Genomic DNA, 23813 nt, shown 5'->3' on the forward strand with positions numbered 1-23813 from the left:
ATCCACCTACCCCTTCGGATTGAGTTTATGGGCCGCCTTATTTAAGAGACCGACCACGATAAATGTAATAACAATCATAATTGTTGCAATAACAGAAGCTAAAAACCAGTCGTTTAGCGTCATCGCGTTCTGATACAAAAATGTAGCGATAACCCGCTGTTTTCCTCCAAGTAGTGCTGGTGTCGTATATGCAGTCAGACTGCCCACGAAAACGAGAATGCTTCCAATGATCAGGCCCGGCACAGACAGCGGAAATACGATTTTACGAAATGCGCTAAATCTGGAGGCCCCGAGGCTCTGAGCAGCATGAACAAGATCACCGTCGATATTTTCGAGTACACCAATCAGTGAAATAATCATCAGCGGTAAAAACAAATGAACCAGACCAATAATCATCGCTGCCGGAGTATACAAAATATTCAGCGGCTCATCCACGAGTCCTAAACCGATGAGCACGTTATTTAACAGCCCCTTGCGACCCAGAATGACCATCCAACTGAATGACCGCACCACCGGACTCGTCAACAAGGGGAAGATAGCCAGCGCTAGCAAAATCCCTTTACGACGCGGGGCCTTTTGCGAAATATAATAAGCCGTCGGGAAGCCGAGTAATACGCACACAAGTGTCGTTACGACACTGACTTCCAGCGTAGTCAGCAATATTTTCAGAAAATAAGGGTCCTTGAAGAAATGGAGATAGCCTTCTAGGGTGAATGAGCTGTTCTGTACGAAGGTCGAACCGATCGTCAACACAATCGGAATGACCATGAACACCGCCAGAAAGAGCAGACCTGGCAGCAGCAGCCAATACAAGTATGTTTTCTTCATGGGTAGCTCCTTGCGGTTATCAAAATGTTATTCCTTATTCAGCACCTGGATAAACAGCTCCAGAAAAGCTTCGCTGTCCACCTGTTCGCACACATTCATATTAGGGCTATGATTGAGGCGGTTCTGTACATCGCCCACTGTTTGTCCATCACATATGCGACTCGAGGTTTCCACGTCGACATACAACAGCGAGGTATTTACTAACCTCGAATTCAACGCGACACCCACGGCAAGCGGGTCATGAAGCGCACACGCTTTTACCCCGTTGCGTTCTTCATAACGCTTGGTATAAACGGCCGTGCTTTCAGCTACATAATTACGAATTGCTGGGCGGGTCAGACGAGCAATATGATCCGCAGTCAGCAGAGCCTTCCGTGTTACATCCAGTCCCACCTGTATCAACCGGCCAAATCCTGCATGAAATACGATTCGTGCGGCTTCAGGATCAGCATACATGTTGTACTCCGCTACAGGTGTAATATTGCCGCACCCGTGAATAACACCGCCCATAAAAATGACCTCATGGACGTGATCCGTCAGTTCGGGACACTTCAGCAGCGCCAGTGCCAAATTGGTGAGCGGCCCGGTGCAAATGAGCGTCACTTCCCCCCGGTGAGCCATCACGGTATCAATGATGATATCCGGTGCAAAACCTTCGGACGCAGACATGGCTGGTACTACTCCACTCAATGCACCTCCAATGCCGTCTTCTCCATGGACACGGTGCTCGTGCAGACCTTTACGTATTAAGGGAGCCTCTGCCCCCCGATAAACCGGAATATCCGGTCTATCCAAAAGGTCGAGGATTTTGCATGTGTTCAATGTTGCTTGTTTAAGTGAAACATTACCGCATACTGTAGTAATCGCTTGAATATCCAGCTGACCACTTTTGGCCGCTAGTAAAATACCCAACGCATCATCAATACCCGTATCTACATCTAGTATGACCTTTTTCATTATTGTGCAACTTCCCGGTTCCAGCGATCTGTCCATGCCTTGATATGATCGTTAACGAACTTCATATCCAGCTTGGTCAGCTTGTTCACTACATCCGCACCGTACGTAATTCCCTCTGTATCCGCACCAGATAGTACCACCTGCGTATTCACCGGGGAATCAACCTTTGCCTTGGCGGATTTTTCTTGAACTTCCTTGCTCAGCTGCCAGTTGATAAATTCCTCAGCCAGCTCCTTCTGGTCGGAGCCTTTCACTACATTAATCGTGTTCATTACTGCGTAAGCACCTTCATTAGGAGCTACAAATTTCGCTCCTGGCACAGCCGCCTGCAAATCTTTGAAGTACATTTCCATGATCGGACCGCCCGCAATTTCTTGTTGACTAAACATGTTCACGAACTCGGACGTTTTACTATAAAACTTAACGATATTCGGACTCAGCTCTTTCAGTTTTCCGAAGGCTTGGTCTTCATTAAACTCCTTACTACCCGCTACTTTGGAGGCTGCATCTACCATCATTGGTCCGGCAGTCGCCGTAATGTTCGGCAGAGTCACGTTTCCTTTGAACTCACTGCCCCACAGGTCAGCCCAAGAGGTCACATTCTTTTTCACCAGCTCCGGATTATAGGCAATACCGAGACGCCCAACTGTATAAGCAGGACCATACTCCTCACCCAGCGGTGCTTTGGCAATGTCATAAATTTGGTTCAGGTTCGGCACCTTGCTGCGATCCAGCTTCTCAAACAATCCCTGTTGAATTCCCTGTTGAGCATAATAATCAGACAGATAAATCAGATCGACGTCTGTACTACCTTGACTGATTTTGTTCAGCCGTTCTGCGTTATTTCCAATTTCGACTACGATGTCAACGTTATGTTCCTTTTCAAAAGGCTCGTACACTTCTTTGTTAAAAAAGTCCTCGGAAAAGCCCCATGTTGAAATAACTAGTTTCTTTTTCCCATCAGCTGAGCCATCTTTTCCATCTGTCTGCCCGCCAGTAGCATTGCTGCCGCAACCTGCCAGTACCACAGATGCCAAGGTCACAGCCATAAATCCTTTAAACCATTTTTTCATATGAAACTCCCCCTGTTTTTTTATTCTGCACACCTTATGACACAAAAAAGAAAAGTACTCTTGTAAAACAAGAATACTTTTCTTCGTAAACAAAGAATAAGTTGATCCCGCTGCGCGTTATAACAGGTTCTCCCCTCAGATAGATCCGAAGCGAAAAGCCGAATATCCAATTTTATTAGGATTCTTTCAGTATGATGTTCGTAATTGCCCACTGCGTTGCTGCATCATAATCGCGCAGTAAAGCTTCTATATCGAGCTCCATATCCTCAATCAGCTTCTCGCGAAGTCTCTTCTTGTACAGCATGGACATTCGGAAATCCACTTCCAGCTTCAAGCCGGGGGCTTCCACTTCCAATGCCGCCGAGCGTGGAGAACGCCGGTGCTTCGCCACAAAGGTAACAATGTTGTTCTCAACGGTGGCCCGCAGCAGCGTGGTCCCGAAGCCGAACAGTTCCTTTGAAACTTCATTGTAAATCTGGCACATCCGCTTCTTGCTTTCGTTACTGTCGAGCAGCGTCAATGAACCCACCCTCATCAGCATATTACGTACAATCAATCTTTCAACACGATAGATTATACATAAATATACGATAAATAGCAAACAAAAATCCCTAATCTAATAACATATGATGCGAAAAAGCGAACAATATGTCGAACTTTGTAGCTTTTCAACATTTTTACACTTTTTCGTCTAACCCTTAAGTTTCCGAACACTGCTATATTCCCCGCAGGAAAATTAAAGTAGACTACAAAGTCGTTATCGTTACCACTCTGGGAGAATATTTTTTTCTTCTACTATATATGTAGTTTTATTTAAACGCATTTAACCATACCCCGCGGGAGTCCCCTAGCGGTTGTGCGGTTTTTTATGTTATGTAGCTGACTTAATGGTTGAGCTCTACATCACCATTGTGCAGCCCGTTTGCGTCTCTCCTCACGCCGATCAGCTTCTTCCATTTTCCGAATATAACGTTTCAACTGCTCTTTATGATCGTCCAATTCCTGTATTCGTACAGTTGTGCCTTGGAGAAACGTCTCCATTTTACGTGTTAATTCAGCAGCCGATTCGCCCCTCCAGTCTTGCAGACGACCATATATATTTCTCATCTGCTGCTCCTGATGCTGAAGTCTTTGCTTTAGCTGTTCGCATTGCTGTACAGCCCTTCGCAGATCCCCCAGACTCAAAGATATTCTGCCCATCTCTTTTGCCCCCTATTGTGTTCTTACAGCTGATCTTTTACTGATCCACCATCGTGAATTCCTGACCCTTGCGATCTATATATTCTGCTATCTCCGTAATTGATTCCTGATACCAGCGATTAATCCGATCTAGCGTTGCCGTTGCACTATGCGCAATTGGGGTCAAAGACTGACTTTCACTTGTCCCGATATGAGCCTGAAATAACTGGATGGATGCTCGGGTATCGCTAGAGAACCCTTGCAGGCTGGAACGCATCTGGTTAGCCGCATGCTTTAGCTCCTCAGGTGTTAATTGAATTGTGCCCCCATTTTTGTTGCCCACAAAATATGCCCCACCATGGGTGCGACCATTTTGCTGTCCTTCTCCCATCAGATTCACTCCCAGTGTAGTAGCAGCAAACTGCCCGAAAGCACCCATTTGTCCACCGTAGCGTTCAACCAGGTCGCCCATGACTTCCTTGAGTTCTGCTCGCGCAGCCAGCATTTGCTCGTACGCCTGCACCCGTGGATTGCCTTCCACCAATTGACCGTCCATGGTGTACAGTGGATTGCTAATATTGCCATTTTCATCAAACGTAAAGTTTCCCATGCTATGAGTGTTCTCTCCACCTAATACAGAATTATAGAATTTGGTGAATGCATCTTGCTGCATCATAGGCAGCGTAACCGGGACAAAAACAATTGGGGACCATTGAGGACCAAAAATAAGATCTCTTAATTCATTATTTTTTTTAAGTGGAACTGAAACAGGAATAGTAAACTTGGCCGCATTGGCAGTCTTATAATCACTCCCAATATGATACGTTTCCCCCACATGTTGATTAGCTTTAGTAGCTCCCCCACCAACGCTATCTCCGGGATGGGCAAAAGCCACATTAGTCTTCTTGAATTCTCCTGCTTTCACCCTCTTTTGAAGATCTTCAGGCAATAAATGTACAATACCCGGAGCAGCAAAACTCACGGATGATAAACCATTTTTCACTGCAATATATTCTGCTTCTGCACCGCCTAAAGAATGGCCTGTCGTAGAAATTTCGGAAGCGGGGTACTTCTTCTTCACTTCGTCATACAGTGTTTGGGCTTTTGTAAACTGATTATCTTGATACTGGGCTTCATAATGTTGAAATGAGCTTTGTACCTGTGGGGGGAGCTTTTTTATCTCTTCTTGATTATTGGCATAATAATCGTGAACTTGATTTAAAGTTTTTGCTCGTCCGCCCACAACATCGCTAATGTCCGTTCCTATGTCCATCGCTCTACTCCATATTGGTCTTCCCCCTGGTTCAGTTCCCCTATATCCTATAATCACCTGATTGCTATTCTCATTGTGAAAAACGGTCGCATCAAATCCAGAACCGTTCGTGTCATGTAATAGTTTCTCGTCTAAATCAACAACCTTCCAACCGGGAATATCTTCATTTTTATAAGTCTTTGGATCAATATCCAATAGGTAAGCCTCATCTGCTATCTTCCAGTATGTTTTTTCGCTAATATACTGCAACTATTACCCCACCTTGTCTAATCACCTAATATATTATAAAGTTAGAAAAAGTTGATACTTTCAAAAAAGGAGCATCAAAAATTGAAAAAGAAAAAAATTTGGGTTACTGCTCTTATCTTATTCTTCATCCTAGTAGGAGCTCTCTATTACATGCAGTACGCATCAAATGTAAAAAAAGAAGAAGCCGTTAGAGCAGGTATACCTATTGGAAAAGAGTACATCCAAAAATACTATAGGGCTGATTTCATATTTAAGAGTTATGACTATATAGGGAGCTATGTTAATAATACGGTTCATCTAATCGGCTATATAAAAGGGCATGAAGGTCAATCGATATCTATTGCTTACGATTTTGAAAAAAAAGAAGTGCTTAGTGTAACCGGACCGGATTGGTTCATTGACAGTCGATACCCTAAAAAGAATGTTCCACCATTTTAAAAATCAAGATTTGTATGCAAAAAAAAGCATATATGATTCATTCCAGTTCAAGAATATATTTTTCCAATCTAAGGAAGTGAAATCATTATAATACTTCCTGTTTACTTGCGGTATAGTTGAAGGTGAAAATAAGTATAAAGTCGTTGGTTACTGCATTTCTGGTCGTGGTTCATACCTAATAACGATTAGGACTTTGTAACTGGATGTTAGAAGAAATTTGCGTATATGAACATAATTTTTAGAGGTTGTATTGAGCTAATCCTTATATTGGCTATAATGATCTATTCTATTATTAACAAACAAAGCAATAATGTTCCTGGGTATATAAAAGGGGATAATAAGGAGAAGAATACAACTTGAAGAAGAAAAAGGTTTGGGGAAGCATCCTTATATTACTTTCCATCCTTGTCGGAATCTTTTGTTACATGCAATATACAGCAAATACAGAAAAAGAAGCATACGTTCAATCTGGCATACCCATCGGAAAAGAATACATTAAGAAGTATTATAATGCCGATTTTATTTACCAAAATAACGAGTTTATTGGCAGTTACGTTAACTCTACCGTTTATCTCCGTGGCTATATAAAAGGGCATGAGGGTCAGATAATCTCACTAAATTACGACTATAAGAAAAAAAAGGTACTCTACGTAACTGGACCGGATTGGTTCATCGATAGTCAGGATCCCAAGAAGGACGTATCTGTTCCATAAAATAAGATTCGCTTTATTCAGTAAATAAGTTCACTCTTCCATTCTCAGGAAGCAATATCATTATAATGTATTATATTTATTTCGAGTATCAATCGGAACAGAAATGAGGACAAAGTCGGAGAGGATTGTATTTTGGTGATAGTTCTTACCTAATAACGTTTAGGACTTTATAGCTGTATGTTAGGAGAAGATTACGTAAATGAACATACCTTTTAAGTTGTGTCTAATATTTCTATGACGCCGCTTATTCTGACAGGATTCGGTTTCTCAGTACCTCAAGAAAAAGAGTTATAGATGTCGCAACTCCCATCGGCATCAACCTTATCCACTACAAACTACGCTATATTAGAGGTCACGGGAACAGCAAAATTACCATTCACTACACTTATTAAACTAATGAAGTGATCAAGGTTTCTGGACCGGGTTGGTTTGTTATTGGTTTATTAATAGTAGGGTTATAGATGAGGATGCTCCTTATTCCTAAGAAAGCGTGTAGCATATTCACTCCAATTCTAAGGAGATTAATTCAACTTGAAAAAGAAACAATTATGGCTTTTTGTCTTTATATTACTTGTCATTCTGGTAGGAGTTTTCTATTACATGCAGTACGCATCGAATGCCAAAAAGGAAGAAATCGTTCGGACAGGCATACCTATTGGAAAAGAGTACATTAAGGAATACTATAGGGCAGATTTCATATTTAAGAGTTATGACTATATAGGTAGCTATGTTAATAACACGATTTATCTAATCGGCTATATAAAAGGACATGAAGATCACTCGATATCCATCGCTTACGATTTTGAAAAAAAAGAAGTCCTAGATGTATTAGGACCTGCTTGGTTCATCGATAGTAGGAATCCTAAAAAGAATTAGAATATTGAACCATGATTGCAGAAAAGGCCCCTTAGGGGCCTCTTCCAGTCGTCGTTAGTCATATTTAGCGCTCTTCACCTTTGGTGCTATGCTTAGTTACATGAATAAAAGGATATTCTCCTTTGCTAATTTTACGTTTCCATTCTTGAATCATATCTTCTTGGGTAGGCGGTTTCTCATTCACGATTGCTCCTGTAGTTACTTTAGCCATATTCTTTACCCTCTCACGATGGATTAGTTATTGCGTCTTTATCTTTTCTCCAGTCATTTTGATGTTACCATCCATTTCTACCAAACTCGTTTTACATTTTAAACCGATAGCATCCTTCGCGGTGACCTGAATTGTGTTCCCCGCATTGAATACCAAATTTCCATCAGCCTTAACACGGATGTCCTTTTTACTCCGCAATTCGATGCCGTGGTCATCCAACAGTCGAATCACCACTTCATCGTCGTTCCCCGTGATTAAAATTTCATTTTTCTCAAAAATAATAGCTTTGCGGTACTTGGTCATAAAGATCTTCGTGGACGGGTCCTGAATAAAGTCGCCCCCTTTGGATCTCTTGCGGATCGAGTGAGTTACAATGGCGTCCTTTTCTTTAGCGGTCGGAAAGTAAATGTCTACAAAATCAAATAGCTCCGGCATGCAGTACCATCCTGTATTCCCTTCCGATGTATAAAATGTAGCCGTTGGGAAAGCGTAGGTTTCCTTGACATTCGGCTTGACCTTATCCATTTCATAAAAGAAAACCTTCACATGATCCTGCTCGATTCCAATAACCTTCGATTTTAACGAGATACCACGAATGCTTTCATTTACAATCAAATCCTGTTTCATTCCATCCGCTGTAGTCAGCACATATTCATGCCACAAAGCACTATGTCGTATAAACGCAACAGACTGCAGGACGTATAAAGCTTTCCCTTTAAATTTAACCTCCGCCCCAATTTGCAGCAGGACATCTCTAGCCCCTGTCGTTTGCACTTTATAATATAAAAGATTGTCATCCTTGCTGGCTCCTGGTTTGGTTTTTCTGGTCATCGAGTAGTTATATTGCTTTAGCTCCCCTTGATTGACACCATCCGGTAATCCAAAATAAAACTGAGGTTTTTCTCCAATCGGATCAGGTATTAGTCCCCAACCAAGCCGAGACGCTATACGTTTTAGAAACGACCAGTCCGTTTCGTCGAATTGCATCGTAAATTCCTGTAAAAGCTGATCTTTTAAGCGGCTCGTACAATTGGCTTTGGGATAGGATTTGAGTACATGTTCAAGTAATGCCTGCACCTTCATCTTCACATTTTGAAAGGATTGTCTATGAAGCACTTCATCCAGCTGGCTTGTATAGGAGAGGGCCTCGACAACCAAATAGGCTACATTGGACACCAACTTGATTCTGAACTGCGTGACTAATCCCCTAAATAATACACTCTGCTTTTGATCATCATTCACATAAGAAACGACTAACTTCGCCCCTGCCTCCATATGATCTGTGTACTCTTCCATTTGGGCACCCGTTAACACACCTGTCAAAAAGACTTTCACATGCTCATTCATTTTCTGTACAACTTTAACTTTCGGATTTTTAAGAGATAAAACCGTTCCATTATACTTGATGATTGGATATCCCATGTTACCGCTCCTCTATGTCGGTTAGTTTACGTTTATCCGTTGTTTGCTTACGTATTGAATGACATCTTTAATGGTTTGATTATGTCCCTGATCGTTGAGAGCCTGATCTAATGCAGGGAGCGTGGTAAAGGTTTTATTTTTTTTCTGAAAATATATGCTGGCCATAGGGAACTCATCAACTCTACCAGGTCCATGAATCCCGTTGTCAACATTGGCAATGATGATAACATCCTTCAATCCATCCTTATTCACATCCTTGAAGGCCACTGCTTCTACTCCTCCGTAACGTGCAACCCACTCACGGTTCCCGTAGAAATCAGGGAATGGATATAGAATATGTCCTTGGTCATCCAATAGGAAGAAAAAAAATTTACGAAGACCTTCCGGATACCCATATGTGGATACAAACCTTACTTTCCCAAAGCCTTCGAGAGTAGTTTGAAAAGACTGCGACTCTGCAACTTCATATTGGTCAGTATCCAATTTCCCACCACCAACATCGGAAACAGACTGATCCACAACTAAACTTAACTCACTCCATAGTTCCTTATTTTGCTTGATATTATCTGGAATTTGCGCAAGACGAATCTCATACTCTGCATGGTCCCCTACTGCATGAGCCACAGGAATACTAATTCCTAATGAATCACTTGTGAGGTAACTAAATGATTCTATTCCTGCTTCCACAGGCGAACCTTTGGTTACATCCGCATTTGTTAACAATTGAATCAAATCATCTTTTGTGAAATCACCGATTAATCCTTGTTGCTCCGGCTGAACAGCTGTAATCTTCCCGCTTTTTATAAGCTCAATAAAAGGTTTCTCGACCTTTACCAGATCCCTCAACCTTATTCTTGAAGCCTGCTTCATATCCAGGTTCGTCGTATAAAACATATGACTAGGATAGGCTGCGTCCTTCACATAACGAATACCCGTATATTGAACGCTCAAGAATCGTTCACTTTGTCGTTTGATCTCATAATCAATTTCGACATGGACTCCAGAATTGGAATCCGCATAGTTTTGTAATCCTTCTAAAGCATCAGCCTTAAGAATTTTGTTTAAAGATTTCTGCTTTGCAATATCCTTGAGTTTTATAATTTGAGGGTATTTAATCACGATCCCATTTTTTGAATATTCCTCTTGAATGAGTTCATAGCTTTGCCGTTCACTATGAGTATTCAAGGCGGTGCTATATTCGGAATCAATACGGACTTCCCCGCTTTTGGAGAACTCAATGATAAAGTTCTGTTCAGAATCATCACTGTTTATTAAGAAACCATCATCGTGGTCTAAAACTCCGATACTCATGCTATCATGTTGTCGACTCTCGATAATAATAGGCTCATTCATATCCTTGTTCAGTTCCCACGTATCTGGGAGCTTCATCTTACCTACATTTATGCTTTTCTGCGTCCACTTTTGTCCAGACAACTCCCATAAAGCAACGAATACGGGATCTGGATGATATATGGAAACATATCCCCCTAACCACAACTGCATTCCGTGCTCTGAATCTCGAACCACAAAATCTGTAGCCAATTCTGGCCCGCCATCCTCAATCATCTGGGCGTGCACAAGTTGCTTCATACTCCACCACTGAATAAATGTGTATTTATCTCCGATCGTACCTGTCAGCGTTTTAGGTGCTCTATAATTCATAACCCTAACGTTTAGCTGCCCGCTTTTTAACGGAAACGATTTTGTTATCACAGTAAGTTTGTTATCAAACTTTTCTACTAATTCTCCATCCTTCATCTCTACACTTTTTGGCTCGTTTAACAACAAATTAAATTCCTGTGTGAACTCCTCAAGCTTGTTTTGTCTGACATCATAATCCATATTCTCATTGTTGACTATATGAAGTTTTTTCACTAACGTGTCCAGCTTTTTCGAATAGGAAATCGTTTTATCGTCATTTTGGAGAGAAAGCGCATGATTTGTTTCAGTTGCTGGAGAATCCTGTTCCTTCATGCATCCATTTAGCACTACACAGGAAATGAGTAGTAATAGGATGCAAGAAGCTCGCCCGTACTTCAAGTAATTCATGCTGCATATCACACTTTCTACAATTTATCGTTCATCTCTATACTCATAATCTTCCACTTGCCTGACTGCTTTTCTAACGTAAATAGAAGTCCTTGGTTTGATTCCTCTTCTTCTGAGCTACTCTTTACCAAAAACACCCGCTGATTAGCCTCATAAGCAATCTCTTTTACATTCAAGTCTAATCCTGTATAGTCCATAGCGGAAAAATCTATGATATCTTCAAAATGATTTTTCGGGCTTGCTGACAACGCAGTGAATTCCGCCATTTCAGGCAAGTGTATCAAAAAGCGATTCATAAGATAATGATCTTCCAAATAATTTTGGATAATATCTTTAGGAACCGTAGGGTATACAAATTTTTTATCTTTATTTCCATATAATACTTCTGATCTTTCTGGTCCAGTCCTGTCAAATTTCTGATACGTCATGATTGTATGTTGTTGAGTATCCTGAAAACGGTAGTAACTCACATCTTCAAAAACACCATCTTTATTAATGTCCTCTAGCTTCCTGCTTCCTTGCCCTGTTGCTTCTGGATAATTGTAATTCAGATTGTTAATTCGATTATGATCCAAAGCATAAATAGAGAAACCTTCTGCCTCATTCACTTCGCTAGTTGAATATACTACAATAAATTTTTGTTCTGTTTGATCTAATTCCATAATTTTTATGTCTGTATTAAGATGCGCAACTATAATGGGGTCCTCTAATTCACCAATGATATGATAGCCAGCATCCTCACGGACTACAAATATGTTGTCATTTTCCTCTTTTTCTAATCCAAAAGCGAGTACGTATTCCAGCTTTCCATCAAGGTCCAAATCTGCTTTTAATATTTTCTGAAGGTGCTCATCCTTGGGTTGAATCTTCTTTATAAACTCATCCAATGTGTCAGAATCTGTAACCCTAGCACTACTTCTTTTATTCATTGGAGTAACAATATTGCTTTTTTGATCTTGTTTTTGAGCAGCAGGCTCTGGTTTAATCACAGCTTTTTGCTCTATCACTTGAGTGCTAGGTTTGATGGGCTCAACTGCCTGTTTCTTCTCATTCGTAGGCTTTTCAGAACATCCATTCAATAGCAGACTAAATAACAATATTAAAAATAGTATTTTATTTTGTTTTATAAAGTTGATTTCAAAAAACTCCCTTTTTGTATTAATCACTGTACGTTTATTCGTTGTTTGCTTACGTATTGAATGACATTTTGAAGCGTCCGATTGTGGCCTGTTTGATTGATACTCTTATCCAATTCAGGCAAGGTAGTGTATGTGTTGTCCTTTTTCTGAAAGTAGATCCCCGCGACAGGTAGCGTTTCTATTCCGTGTGCATTAACTCCGGTGATATAATCAGCAATAATAACAATATCTGTACGTCCATCCTGATTCAAATCCTTAAAACTTACTGCTTTGATCCTGTCGATCATTCTACCTTTGTTACCATAAAATTCGGGGAATTCGTACAAGATCTTGTTTTCCACATTTTTGTCACTGTTAACTTCCAAAAAAAACTTTGCGTGTATCAGATCATTCGTATCCTCATCTTTTAAAGTGGATATAAACTTTACATCTCCCCATCCATTAAGAGTGGTGGTAAATGATTGTTCCCTTTGAATAGTATATGGTTCTAGATCAGGGTCGGGCTGAGCATCCTCTTCTACATAATCAGCACTACGTTGCTGCTTTACGGATTTCTCCATGTTATATTCGATAAAAATATTATCTACTTTCTCTGTTTTAGTATCCCACTGAATCCTCAAATGTAAGCCATTCTTGGAATAAAGCAGACTCCCATTTGTTACAGTACTCGGTTTGCCATAGAGCTGTAGTACTTTGCCAAGGGTATCACCGATCTTCAAGCCTCTTTTTGTTTTAAACTTGGGATTCTCCAAACTCACGGCTACTAAATAGCTTTCACCATCCACCAGTTCCTCCCCTTCAAATTCGATCTTAGATAGAACTACAAATCGAATTTCTGAATCTTCATAGTTAGGATAAGATAAGTTCCATCTTCGGTAGGTTCCATTCCCACTAATATATCCTCGATTGAAGCTATCGTATCCCTCACTGTAACCCCACTTATGGATAAGTTCTTTAATATCCGTATTCCTATCAATTTTGTGCGACCGATATGATATTGTGAAGTCCTCATCCTGAAGGGGCTTTGGATCGGCAGATACAACATTTTTGGCTTTGTTTGTTCCTTTCTCTGGATAGTAGCTAGAGCTTTCTTGCTTAGCTTTAGCAGTAGCTGTTTTCCCATTGTTATAAGTATTGATATCTGAAAGACTACATGCGGTTACTCCTAAAGCCAAAAAAATCAATATAATAAAATAACCGTAACTTGGCTTGTACACTTCTTTTCCTCTTTTCGAATTTTAGCTTATCGTTCGCCCGTTACCGTCCACTTTTTAATCTCATTACCACCACTATCTTGAGCATTTCGGAGTGCCTTGAAGGTAATAGCAGGAAGTTTTATACCTTCTGAGCTAGCAATATTTTGAGCTGTGCTTTTACTCACACTTGATAGATATAAGTCATAATTATCGGCCTCTTTATTACTTAGTTTGTTATAAATGGATTTTACATCTTCACCCCATGTACCATGACCAGCATACGGCCCACAATCTACTCTCTTCGAATTCATTCTTACAATCGGAGTTATCCAATTGCAGTATTGATATATATCACCTTTACCTTTAATCCCCTCCAAGTTGTTGTTTTTAACTACAACTTGTCTAAATTCCTCACCATAGTAAATGTATCCCAACATTTTACCAAATATTAAATTATGTGCCTTCACCAAATCCTTTGCATAATTAGTCTCGACACCATGCTGACCATCGGCTGCTCGATTTGTACTACTCGTATTAAAGCTTCCCGTCCCTTCCTGAATAATAATAGCTAACAAAAGACGTGGATCAATCTGAATATGATACGTTTCTTGTATGCTTTTTGTAGCTTCCCACAAACTGTGCAGCTTTTCCTGATTCCATTTTTGTTTAATAAATTTTTTTGAACGCTTTTTGAAATATTTCTCAGCTTCAGAACTACCGTTATACTGGAATTCAGCAGGTATCCATTTTCCAGCCGGAGTCTTTACGTTCGTTTTTGTAGGTTCATCTTTCGATTCGGTGGTAACGGGTACTTCCGGTGGTGCTTTAGTACTCGTATCGATCAAACCTAGCTTCTCGCGAATAGCTCGTCCCGCTTTCTCAGCAGCCAGTCTTTCCCTGATATCTCCGCTTGCCTCCGCAGTCATCCAACGAACAGTTTCTTTTTGCATTTGCTCTTGAGCCCATTTGGGAAACGTAGCTATTTCACGTAATTTGCTTCGCAGCCCCTCTGCCAGCTTTTGCGCTTTACGCATACCAACCTCGTCACCATTGGCTTGAGCAATATACCAATCTTCTTTGTATTTACGCAGCCAGGTCTGGGCCCAGTCGGGGTAATTTAGTTTTTGTTTTTTCTGTTCTGTTGCAAGATCAAATGCCTTTGCCTTCCTGTGCGCATTAGCGGTTGTTAAAGCTTTCAACATAGGGGTTGCACCAAACGTTGGTTCTTTCCATTTCATATGTCTTCTCCTTTGTTAGAAATGCTAGAAGAATCGTATCTCCGACATACAGGTATCGTGATATTTAGTTCCTCGCTCTACGGCCTCAATCGTTATTTTCACGAAAGAGGTATGAATGGGGTTATCAAGAAATTCGTTTCTTATAAAATCATTATCTATCACCCTGGTCTGCCCGTTTGAAAACTCCAGTTTCATTCGTTTAACTCTATTATTTGATTGGAAAGCTTTGGATGACTTGGCTAAACCATTAAAAAGTTCAAACCCCTTCAGTTCTTGCATAGAGCCGAAATCAATTTTGATCCACTCCCCGATCCCGTCTCCTTTAACTCCTTCACACCAGGCTGTACTCGCATCTCCGTCCATGATGTTTTGGGCAGCATAGGAATTTCCTGCTTGGTCTGGAAGTGTAGAAGAGGCAATGATTTTCCGTGCCGGGATACTTTTTCGATATTTCATTAAATCCGTTGTTGTTTGTATCCATTGTGTAGGGGACACGTTATAGCCTATCCTGTGAAATAGATTGGAGTATTTTATAGGCAAACCTGTTTGGATGTTTCGTTGTTGCATTTCACCCTTCGAATTCACATAAGCAACCCTGTGGTTATCTAAAGTTAAAACAGGGTTCTCAGAGAATTCTGCCAACATCCTCTTCTTTCCGTCATCTAAATTCAACATGTACCACTTTTCGTCATCATAAGAACGGTAAACTATCTTATTATTATAAAGCCACTGATAAACCTGCATTGCCTTGGTCACTGTGATTCGTTGAACCTCTTTATTCGCCATCAGATCAAAAATATATAGAGTACCATTATCTTCAATACATAATTTTGAACTATCAGGAGAAAACACACTATATCCAATAGATTCTTCCGAACCAGTATAGTTGGAAATAGATAGTTTTTGAGTGACTCGTCCCTGAATATTGTATTGGAAAAAATCTCCATTATCGGTGTACACACATTTACTTAAATCCGGTGATATTACGACGTATTCCCTATCAGGTATATTAAATTCATACAACTTTTTATATGTGGATAAGTCATAAATAAAAATGGCACTGTAATCTATCATATGTGTATATCTGCTCACTGCTATAGTCCTGCCGTCACTAGAAAATCGCATTATTTCCAGCTCACTTCTAGGGAAATCCTCTTTCTCACTTGCGTACAACCGATCAATAATATCAGTTGTATCAATAAACGTATTGCCTGTAGGATCATCCATATCAACGAGATAGTCCACAGGCATGTTTTCATTTTCCGCTTCAAAGAGCAACCAATTTACAGCCCTTTTTGTTGGAGGAGGTTTCTTGGACTGAGAGACAGAAGCATAAGTTTCATTCCGCTCCTGTCCTACTTTTTGCTCCTCATTCGATTGTATACACCCGCATAGCATGGAAAAGATCATGACCAATAACGTAATTTTACTTATCCATACTGCAGTTTTTTTCCGTTTTCTACTGTTCATCACAATAACTTCAGCTCACCTATACATGTATTTGGGAAGTCCGCGCCTTTTTTCACTTCCAGGATGGTAATCTTAACGAAAGAAGTCCGTATAGGTTCATCAAATTTGAAACGTGCCTCACTGCCCTCAAACACTTCAGATTGCCCATTCGAAAAATCAAGTTTCATTTTTTTGATTTTACTTACGTCTAAATACTTATTATTAACCCACATGAAGTTATCGGTTATATCTATACCTCTCACCTCTTGAGTTGAACCCAAATCTATAGTTACCGTTTCCCCTACTCCGCCCCCCTTGGTTCCTTCACACCAAGAGGTTGAATAATTTCCATCCGTTAAATTGTCCACATTAAAAGAACGAATACCCTGATCAGGTAGCGTAGAAGAGGCAGTAATTCTTTTCACTTTAACCTTGTTGCTATACTTCATATAATTGGTTTTTGCTTCGATCCACTGTATTGGAGCCGTGCTTATTCCTTGGTTTTTAGTAAAAGAGGATATATCCTCCTTTCTTCCATCGCTCAGATGAACCAGATACATTTTTGATGCTTCGTATTCTGCGGACAGCGCCAATTTTTGATCAGGGGATAGTATAAATGGTGCCGTACTTTTAGTTATCCACCTTTTTTCTCCGCTCTCTATATCAAATGAATAGACATCTTTTGTGTAATTGTCGTCCTCTTCAGAAATTGTATAAATTAATTTATCTTCTTGATCCCATTGCAAAAGCGAAACCATAGACCCTGTAAGTAAACGTTTTACTCCACTAATACCGGACAGATTCAGCATAATGATGCCTGGTTGGTCATTTTCCTCAAAACAGAATCTAGTGCCATCTGGAGAAAATAATCCTGAACTAATGATACCTAAATCTATTTTACGTTTCCCAATGTCTATTTTTGTCGTTTTCCTCTTTACTGCATCATATAAATACACTTGCCCATTCAACTCATAAAGATATTTATTTAAATCAGGAGAGACTACAGGGTAAGACGTTGAAGGCAGTTCAAACTCGGACTCTTTTTTTCCTGAGTTCAGATCATATACCTCAAGAATGTGTTTTTCGTCCCCTTCTTCCACATCAGAGATTGTCCTTACGATCGCCATTCGACTTCCATCATTTGATACTCTACTGACAGTTACTTGGGAGCCGCGATATTTTATTCGCTCTTCTTTAGTTTGCATCGCATCTACCAAGTCATCGATTCGTATATAGGTCTTCCCTGTAGGATCATCTAAATTGGTCAAAAATTGAGTCGGATATGGGTCTTCTTCTCCATTTAAAAGCCACCGTGCTTCTTTTTCAGTAACATTTCTATTATCTTGTGTGACCCTGTGTGATGATATTTCTTGGGGGTGAGGAGACGGGAAAGCTTCCTCTCCTTTAAACCCACTACATGCCGATATAATGGCTACAAAAGTAACAATCAATATGATTTCTATAAAATTCACTTTCTTACCACTCCCTCTTCCGTTCTCAATAAAGCCTACCTAGCTAAACGGGGCAGTACTATTTTCTCCTGAGAATACCTTGGAATCAAATATTATTATGATGTTTTAAGCTATTACTTATTTTCTTATTTTCTTATTTGTTAATTATTGAGCCATCATCTTGTATAATACGTCTAATTGCGATAACGTTTGAATATATAAGACCATAACCTTTTCCCCAATTTGTGTTTAATTTATCTATTGTTACATTATGAGATGGCTTGAGGTCCTTTTTCATTTCAGCAAGAGTCTGTGCATTACCATGCTCGTGAATGAACTTTCCATCTCCCACATATATTCCTACATGATCTACTTTGAATTTGGTTTTCCCCCCACTCCCCCAATCAAATAAGATTAAATCACCTAACTTCAAATTTTTATAATCCCCACTGGATCGTAAAGCTTTGTAGTCAACCTCTGTTCCCCGATGGATTTGATCGCTTGTAGTACCGCCTATACGCACATTTAATATGGTAAAGTACACCGAGGAACTAAAATCAGAACAGTCCATATAAATAGGTGGATTGTTGGGGTCCAGCTTCATCGTTGTAATTTTAGTATCCATACAGTAAGGAATCTTGCCTAAAAACTTCTTAGCGAATTCTACAATTGCTTTCCTTTTTTCCTCGGCAGAACTTTTGGATGGAGTAGGCTTTGGTTCCTCCTTCGGCTGCTTTTCAGGAGTAGTCGGCGGCTTCTTGCCCGGTTCCGTTTTCGTTGTTGTCGTTGCTGGAATTGTTGGCGTTGCAGCCTTGCTAACCTTAGGCCATGGAAGGATACCATTGGCTACTTGATGCAGGTACACTGCGAGCACATCACGACCATAGCCCTTATTCTCCAGGCCGTATTTTTTCGCAAAATCATGCAAAGCGGCGTTAAGCTCCTTATCCCAATCGCCTGTAGCTGGAAGCTTGTACGAGAAGCTGTCTGGATACTTCTTGGCAAGCTTGTTCAAATTATCTCTGGCAAGCAGGCTGTTCACGCCATACTTACTCCGCAAGGCGGCAGCTTCCTTAGCAATAGCCTTTTGATCGGCGATGGTCAGCTTATGGGCCGCATCTGCGTATTGTCCGGACAGCTCCTCCAGCCGATTCGCATCTAGATAGGATTTGGCTGAATGACCACGAATCAGCTCGTTGATTAGCACATTGTCACGCAACTGGTTCGCGAGAAGATGCATCTGCTTTTGCTTGGCCTTGTCATTTGCACCGTACGCTTCCCACCACTGGGACGTGTATTCATGCATTTGCGCTCTGGCCCAGGCAGGCATACGATCTATTTCTGCCACCTGCTGACGCAATTGCTTGGCCTTGGCCGCTGCTTCCTTGGCCCCCTTTTTGTCCCCGGCTGCCACGGCCTTGTAGTAGTCCGTTTTATATTGAAGCAGCAAGTCCTGTACCCATTGCGGATATCCCTTCCCTTTCAATTCTTGAACTAGGGATTTATAGGCTTTCAGCTCTGCATCAGGCACCTGATTTTTTATGAGCTTACTAGCCTTGATATGAAGCGTTCCATCAGTTCGGATATAACTGCTTTTGCACGTCAGAGATATTTCGCGAGTAGCGGTCATCTGTACCTTTTTGCCATGCAGCACCAAGTCTGTATCAGCGTGAAAGGTAAGATCGTGATGACTATACACGTGAATACCGGAAGCTGGATTTAAGCGCACAAGTATCTTTTCTTTTTGGGTGGAAAGTGCCACTTCTTTGTCGTCGAATCTCGCCACTTTTTGAGTTTTGGTATGAAATAGCTTTCTTGACGGCTTGCTGATTTCATCTCCTTTGAAGTCTCTCTTACGCAGGGATTGAACCACACGAGCTTCCTTTTCTTTGTTGGATGGAAAATACAAATGAACATGATCCCCTAGCTCGGGCATGCAATGCCAACCGATTCCATCACTGGTATACATGGTGGGGTAAGAAAACCAGCACCCCTCAACTTTGGACTGCATAGAATCCACGGACAAGTGAAGTTTAACGGATTCGTTTTCACCATCTAACTCAATGACTTTCCCTTCAATAGAGGTACCTTTGATTAACGGGTTATGTATAGCCTCCCTCGGAATACCTGCTTCCGGAACGAGAACGTAGCCATATGTCATGATGCCTTGCTTCATCTCTGCATGAATCTGATCAATAACCCAATGCTTTCGTTGAAACACGGCGACATCCCCAAGTTCAAAACGCTTCGTATCCTCCACTTCAGCATATGTATATTCTGGACCTGACTTTGTTTTTTGGAGGGAAAAGTTAATGCTGCGCAGTTCACCTTTCACCTGTTCTTTCGAGGTACCTAACCATAGTCTCGGGAACACGGATGTGATCTCGGCAATGAGTCCAGCTTGCAGACGAGAGGCCATTCTTTTTAGAAACTCCCAATCACTCTCCCCATACTGGATAGTAAAGCCGCCCAGCTTTTGATCGCTGTCCGTCAGGTCAATAAAATCCCCGTGTGGATAGGTATCCATGAGTTTGCGGAACAGTTGATAATACGTCAAGTTGCTATTTTGAAACGAACGATTTTTCCGTTGTTGATCCATCAGATATGTAAAAGAGGCAGCCTCTATGTACATGTGATATACGCCATTTTTGAATGCAATTCTAATATTGGTGACAATTCCTTTAAAGATGCTAACTGTCCCTCGCTCTTTATCCGTCTCATATACCTCTAGCACATCTTCATCGTAAGCTAATCCATCATACTTTGCATGATCCTCATCCGGTATGAGAGCAGTGATGTACACCTTGCCGTGCTCATTTATCTTCTGTGTCAATTCAAAATCAAGCAGCCTGATAATTTCATACGGTGCATTCACTCTAATATTTCCATAAGTCAGCATAGTTCCTGCCAGTCCCATCTTACTCCCCCCGTTTGCTTTTCATATGATGCAAATCCTACAATCTGTTAACTATTCCTGCCCGTCTGTGGTGAACGAGATTTTTCCACACCACATGCATAAGTTCGTGGAGCAGCTCATAAGAGCCGGAGATTGATCTACGTATACATCCTTTTTCCCATTCAACCAAGGCATAGAAACGCTCGGTTTGCAGGGCAGCGGAATGATTTTTCCGGAATTTCCTTTGTTAGCAGAAGAGACTGTAGGATTATGCATACTACGGCACATTCCGAAAGAAGGGATATGCGTCTGCGGGTGAAAATCCTGAATATTCCCTTGCAGTTTGTCGCCAATACTAATCCCCCTGTTAGCTGAAACACTAAATCTTCCCGTATGACTTCCATAGCTGCAATGTATCTGTGCCCCATCCACTACATAGCTCTCACTCATTCTTAGACTCTCCTTTGTATAGATGGCCCCTCTGTATCGACCTTTTGTAATTTCAAGCCTGCCAGATTGAACTTCAAAATACATTCAGCCACATCGAGGTCTACAATGATATGATGATTGGCATCCTGAACCCTGAATATTTTATGATTCTCCACTGCATATTCATCTAGAATGATTTTCTTCAGTGTACCGTCCCTATGATATTCACTACGTGGTGATAAACACATCAGGCTAGGTGGATTTGCCAGCCAATACCTTGTTTGCTGCATTCGCTGCATATCGGCAAAAACAACCAACTTCCAGCTTAATCCGGATTGATATATATCAAAGATTTCCTTTAGTTGTTCAGAAACGATGGATACCGGATGCTCTATAAAATCAATATAATCCGCATCACCTGATACATAAAATTGTAAAATAGATTCTTCATCAGTACATGATGAGCTTTCTGCCCATTCCAATAACTGCCTGCGATTCGTCTCTACTGGATACATATACTCCGTAATACGATTATCCTGTTGAATCATGTAGTACTCCATAAGCTGTTGAATACACCACCTCACTGATTCCTTTATACTCCCCTATTCTTACTTCCAAATCGTCCTCACATTTCAACGCCTTGAATTCAGGTAAATGTACAGCCTGCTGAATAGCATCTTTCGCTAATTTCAGAATATATTGATGGAATTCCCCTGTAGCCTGGAGTACAAATCGCTCCACATCAGGCTGAAAAATCTTATTCATATAGGGTTTTCGAAGCCGATTCAATTCATCCTCCACTTCTGCTAAAAAGCTGAATACCCAGCCTGCATCATAGATTCCATAACAAGGTTGAGGATCAAAGAACCAATTTTTATCATAGGCTTCGACGACATAGTTATAGTTGCGATCCATCAGATACGTGCGCCTCATAGAATAAGTAATGTATCCGATCCTTGTCTTGGCCACTTCTCCGGAATGGGCTTGCAGACAGATCGATTGAAAGGATTGAATAAAAGAAAAAATGAGCTCATCTTTTCTTTGTTCATACAAATACGCTGCTTGATGTAATTTCTGGTTCAATACATCTTCCGCATAGGTCTTATGGAAGTGTTCTAGGGCTTCCAGTCTATTCATAATTCCACCTCTGAACCTATTATATAGAATATTTACATGATATTATTGGTTCTATCCTCCTATTTTATTACACAATTTTCATATCATGAGATTACATATGAATTTATGAAAATAGAATGAAAATAATCACATTTTTTCGTGAATATGTAATGATATAAACAAAAACTCTCCAAGAAAGGCTAGCATTAGACCTAAGAAATGAAGGTTTGCGCAAGCGAATAGGTAAATGGAAGTAGAAAGATCGGTTTATAATGAAATAATCATGTATAATTAATGATACGCTCCAAAAACACATTCAGAGGATCGGGAATGGGATACACAAACTGCTAGAGTTTTGGATAACCACCACTTTGCATCAGGATTGGAGATACATGATTACTTCACCTACAGGTTTTTATAATAGTATTCAAGAGGCTACCGCGCATGTCATTGATGTGCTAAGTGGTATTTTATATGTAAACACCATTTTTATTGCCGCTAATGACGGCATTACGAATGTGATTGTAGATTCATTTAACCGGGAAGAGGTGCTCATTAAGGAAGGGGATGTGCTCCCTTTTGAGCTTAGCTATTGTAGTCTGGTGTTGGACCATCCTGCCGATCACCTCACGATTTCAGAAACAACTATTCACCCGCACACATGTGATTTAGATGTGACTAAAACCATTGGAAACCACTCATTTACAGGAATCCCTATTCGCATGAAAAATGGTCAGGCTTACGGAACCATTTGTATCTTGGACGCGCCATCTGTACATTTGACAGAATCCGAACTGAAGGCCCTTCAGGCTATGGCTGTATTTCTGGGTTATGTGGTAGAACTGGAGAAAGACAAGATAGATGCTGAAATCTCTTCTATGAGCAAGCTGGATTTGATATCTTCCCTGAGTAATAAAATTCGGTTTTCGCTAACCGAAATATGGGGAGCCACCGATCTCATGCTGACGACGGAGTTAACAGAGGAACAACAGCAATATATGAGCATCATGGAGTCGAGCAGTCGCTCGCTCATGACGTTATTGAGTAATATTTTGGATTACAGCACTATGGAATCCAGGCAGATTGATGATATTGAAGATCCGTTTGATCTGAGAACGATGATGGAAAATGTATTGAGCCTGTATACAGAGGTAGCCGCGCAGCGGAATCTCGAGTTGAAGCTCGACTGGAATCTCACCAGCTCGCCTATTTTTATCGGGGATGAAGCTAAAATTCGCCGTATGCTGATTAATTTGGTAGATAATGCAGTGAAGTTTACAAGCACAGGAGCTGTCACTTTATCTGCAACCACCCAATCCGTGACCGATGCACCTGAGGTTGAACTGGAATTAAAGGTGAAGGATACCGGAATCGGTATATCTCCAAATAAATTGAAATTGTGGCTTGAACATGACCGTGGGTACTCTCTCTCATATGGAAATCCAGGCTTGGGTTGGCAGATTACCAAACATCTATTAAAACGAATGAACGGTAAGATGACAGGGAGCAGTGAACCTGGTAGCGGGACGGAGATAACGCTCCAGTTCACCCTGAAAATATACCAGGAGTCTGCCTAAAACAGAGATTAGCTTGTGATGATATGGCATATCCTATAATAGAAGCCCGTGACG

At 40.8% G+C, this 23813-nt stretch carries 22 protein-coding genes; 4 read left to right on the forward strand and 18 right to left on the reverse strand.

The genetic code is table 11. The features are described 5' to 3' along the window. Positions 1–6: 6 nt before the first annotated feature. From ACM1ND_RS25365 to ACM1ND_RS25390, 6 genes are all read right to left on the reverse strand, one after another. Positions 7–828: an ABC transporter permease gene (locus ACM1ND_RS25365; RefSeq protein WP_013312457.1), complete on the reverse strand. Its 822-nt coding sequence runs from the start codon at positions 826–828 to the stop codon at positions 7–9. 27 nt (positions 829–855) lie between these two features. Continuing rightward, a complete protein-coding gene (locus ACM1ND_RS25370; protein WP_069080085.1) occupies positions 856–1785 on the reverse strand; it encodes a nucleoside hydrolase in 930 nt (309 codons plus the stop codon). Then, positions 1785–2858 carry an ABC transporter substrate-binding protein gene (locus ACM1ND_RS25375; protein ID WP_069080084.1) on the reverse strand — a complete coding sequence of 358 codons (1074 nt, stop codon included), beginning with the start codon at positions 2856–2858 and terminating at the stop codon, positions 1785–1787. Before ACM1ND_RS25375 ends, ACM1ND_RS25370 begins: the two co-directional genes overlap by 1 nt. A 175-nt stretch (positions 2859–3033) precedes the next feature. Next, positions 3034–3378, reverse strand: a complete 345-nt coding sequence (locus tag ACM1ND_RS25380; RefSeq protein WP_023990832.1) for a hypothetical protein — start codon at positions 3376–3378, stop codon at positions 3034–3036. 383 nt (positions 3379–3761) lie between these two features. Further along, positions 3762–4058, reverse strand: coding sequence for a WXG100 family type VII secretion target (locus ACM1ND_RS25385; protein ID WP_028540769.1), 297 nt, complete (start codon positions 4056–4058; stop codon positions 3762–3764). A gap of 37 nt (positions 4059–4095) precedes the next feature. After that, positions 4096–5559: a hypothetical protein gene (locus ACM1ND_RS25390; protein WP_069080083.1), complete on the reverse strand. Its 1464-nt coding sequence runs from the start codon at positions 5557–5559 to the stop codon at positions 4096–4098. Positions 5560–5640: 81 nt separating this feature from the next. Here ACM1ND_RS25390 and ACM1ND_RS25395 point away from each other — a divergent pair, with 81 nt between their 5' ends. From ACM1ND_RS25395 to ACM1ND_RS25405, 3 genes are all read left to right on the forward strand, one after another. Next, a complete protein-coding gene (locus ACM1ND_RS25395; protein ID WP_053326329.1) occupies positions 5641–5997 on the forward strand; it encodes a hypothetical protein in 357 nt (118 codons plus the stop codon). 356 nt (positions 5998–6353) lie between these two features. Then, positions 6354–6710: a hypothetical protein gene (locus ACM1ND_RS25400; RefSeq protein WP_053326330.1), complete on the forward strand. Its 357-nt coding sequence runs from the start codon at positions 6354–6356 to the stop codon at positions 6708–6710. A 531-nt stretch (positions 6711–7241) separates the two neighbouring features. Then, complete coding sequence (locus ACM1ND_RS25405; protein ID WP_418026802.1) at positions 7242–7586, forward strand: hypothetical protein; 345 nt, start codon at positions 7242–7244, stop codon at positions 7584–7586. Positions 7587–7650: 64 nt separating this feature from the next. On the opposite strand, the gene ACM1ND_RS25410 is transcribed toward ACM1ND_RS25405, so the two are convergent. From ACM1ND_RS25410 to ACM1ND_RS25465, 12 genes are all read right to left on the reverse strand, one after another. Next, positions 7651–7797 (reverse strand): hypothetical protein, encoded by a 147-nt coding sequence (locus ACM1ND_RS25410; protein ID WP_023990839.1) that lies wholly within the window; start codon positions 7795–7797, stop codon positions 7651–7653. Positions 7798–7824: 27 nt separating this feature from the next. Then, a complete protein-coding gene (locus tag ACM1ND_RS25415) occupies positions 7825–9219 on the reverse strand; it encodes a hypothetical protein (protein WP_023990840.1) in 1395 nt (464 codons plus the stop codon). 21 nt (positions 9220–9240) lie between these two features. Continuing rightward, positions 9241–11268, reverse strand: coding sequence for a DUF4163 domain-containing protein (locus tag ACM1ND_RS25420; protein ID WP_418026804.1), 2028 nt, complete (start codon positions 11266–11268; stop codon positions 9241–9243). Positions 11269–11285: 17 nt separating this feature from the next. Further along, positions 11286–12434 carry a hypothetical protein gene (locus tag ACM1ND_RS25425; protein ID WP_418026806.1) on the reverse strand — a complete coding sequence of 383 codons (1149 nt, stop codon included), beginning with the start codon at positions 12432–12434 and terminating at the stop codon, positions 11286–11288. Next, positions 12431–13624: a hypothetical protein gene (locus ACM1ND_RS25430; RefSeq protein ID WP_418026808.1), complete on the reverse strand. Its 1194-nt coding sequence runs from the start codon at positions 13622–13624 to the stop codon at positions 12431–12433. The genes ACM1ND_RS25425 and ACM1ND_RS25430 overlap by 4 nt, the downstream gene beginning before the upstream one ends. Before the next feature lie 26 nt (positions 13625–13650). Beyond that, the gene (locus ACM1ND_RS25435) at positions 13651–14841 is read right to left on the reverse strand and encodes a hypothetical protein (RefSeq protein ID WP_418026810.1); all 1191 of its coding nucleotides are present in this window, start codon (positions 14839–14841) and stop codon (positions 13651–13653) included. A 24-nt stretch (positions 14842–14865) separates the two neighbouring features. Beyond that, a complete protein-coding gene (locus tag ACM1ND_RS25440) occupies positions 14866–16311 on the reverse strand; it encodes an NADase-type glycan-binding domain-containing protein (RefSeq protein ID WP_418026812.1) in 1446 nt (481 codons plus the stop codon). Further along, complete coding sequence (locus ACM1ND_RS25445; RefSeq protein ID WP_418026814.1) at positions 16311–17762, reverse strand: NADase-type glycan-binding domain-containing protein; 1452 nt, start codon at positions 17760–17762, stop codon at positions 16311–16313. The genes ACM1ND_RS25440 and ACM1ND_RS25445 overlap by 1 nt, the downstream gene beginning before the upstream one ends. 133 nt (positions 17763–17895) lie before the next feature. After that, positions 17896–20658: an NlpC/P60 family protein gene (locus ACM1ND_RS25450; RefSeq protein WP_418026815.1), complete on the reverse strand. Its 2763-nt coding sequence runs from the start codon at positions 20656–20658 to the stop codon at positions 17896–17898. A 51-nt stretch (positions 20659–20709) separates the two neighbouring features. After that, on the reverse strand, positions 20710–21087 hold the full coding sequence (locus ACM1ND_RS25455; RefSeq protein WP_028540779.1) for a DUF4280 domain-containing protein: 378 nt from the start codon (positions 21085–21087) through the stop codon (positions 20710–20712). Positions 21088–21089: 2 nt separating this feature from the next. Beyond that, positions 21090–21614 carry a hypothetical protein gene (locus tag ACM1ND_RS25460; RefSeq protein WP_053326335.1) on the reverse strand — a complete coding sequence of 175 codons (525 nt, stop codon included), beginning with the start codon at positions 21612–21614 and terminating at the stop codon, positions 21090–21092. Next, complete coding sequence (locus tag ACM1ND_RS25465; protein ID WP_053326336.1) at positions 21598–22203, reverse strand: hypothetical protein; 606 nt, start codon at positions 22201–22203, stop codon at positions 21598–21600. Before ACM1ND_RS25465 ends, ACM1ND_RS25460 begins: the two co-directional genes overlap by 17 nt. A 371-nt stretch (positions 22204–22574) precedes the next feature. Here ACM1ND_RS25465 and ACM1ND_RS25470 point away from each other — a divergent pair, with 371 nt between their 5' ends. Beyond that, positions 22575–23759, forward strand: a complete 1185-nt coding sequence (locus ACM1ND_RS25470) for a sensor histidine kinase (protein ID WP_053326337.1) — start codon at positions 22575–22577, stop codon at positions 23757–23759. Positions 23760–23813 lie beyond the last annotated feature (54 nt).

This window comes from Paenibacillus sp. JJ1722 (genome assembly GCF_048282685.1).
GTDB classification, from domain to species: domain Bacteria; phylum Bacillota; class Bacilli; order Paenibacillales; family Paenibacillaceae; genus Paenibacillus; species Paenibacillus polymyxa_B.

Bases quoted from the DNA above. Each gene is read 5' to 3' on its own strand.
- ACM1ND_RS25440 (WP_418026812.1), bottom strand. From the start codon at position 16,311: ATGAACAGTAGAAAACGGAAAAAAACTGCAGTATGGATAAGTAAAATT.
- ACM1ND_RS25460 (WP_053326335.1), bottom strand. From the start codon at position 21,614: ATGATTCAACAGGATAATCGTATTACGGAGTATATGTATCCAGTAGAG.
- ACM1ND_RS25435 (WP_418026810.1), bottom strand. From the start codon at position 14,841: ATGAAATGGAAAGAACCAACGTTTGGTGCAACCCCTATGTTGAAAGCT.
- ACM1ND_RS25410 (WP_023990839.1), bottom strand. From the start codon at position 7,797: ATGGCTAAAGTAACTACAGGAGCAATCGTGAATGAGAAACCGCCTACC.
- ACM1ND_RS25375 (WP_069080084.1), bottom strand. From the start codon at position 2,858: ATGAAAAAATGGTTTAAAGGATTTATGGCTGTGACCTTGGCATCTGTG.
- ACM1ND_RS25420 (WP_418026804.1), bottom strand. From the start codon at position 11,268: ATGAATTACTTGAAGTACGGGCGAGCTTCTTGCATCCTATTACTACTC.
- ACM1ND_RS25465 (WP_053326336.1), bottom strand. From the start codon at position 22,203: ATGAATAGACTGGAAGCCCTAGAACACTTCCATAAGACCTATGCGGAA.
- ACM1ND_RS25450 (WP_418026815.1), bottom strand. From the start codon at position 20,658: ATGGGACTGGCAGGAACTATGCTGACTTATGGAAATATTAGAGTGAAT.
- ACM1ND_RS25385 (WP_028540769.1), bottom strand. From the start codon at position 4,058: ATGGGCAGAATATCTTTGAGTCTGGGGGATCTGCGAAGGGCTGTACAG.
- ACM1ND_RS25370 (WP_069080085.1), bottom strand. From the start codon at position 1,785: ATGAAAAAGGTCATACTAGATGTAGATACGGGTATTGATGATGCGTTG.
- ACM1ND_RS25470 (WP_053326337.1), top strand. From the start codon at position 22,575: ATGATTACTTCACCTACAGGTTTTTATAATAGTATTCAAGAGGCTACC.
- ACM1ND_RS25415 (WP_023990840.1), bottom strand. From the start codon at position 9,219: ATGGGATATCCAATCATCAAGTATAATGGAACGGTTTTATCTCTTAAA.
- ACM1ND_RS25365 (WP_013312457.1), bottom strand. From the start codon at position 828: ATGAAGAAAACATACTTGTATTGGCTGCTGCTGCCAGGTCTGCTCTTT.
- ACM1ND_RS25455 (WP_028540779.1), bottom strand. From the start codon at position 21,087: ATGAGTGAGAGCTATGTAGTGGATGGGGCACAGATACATTGCAGCTAT.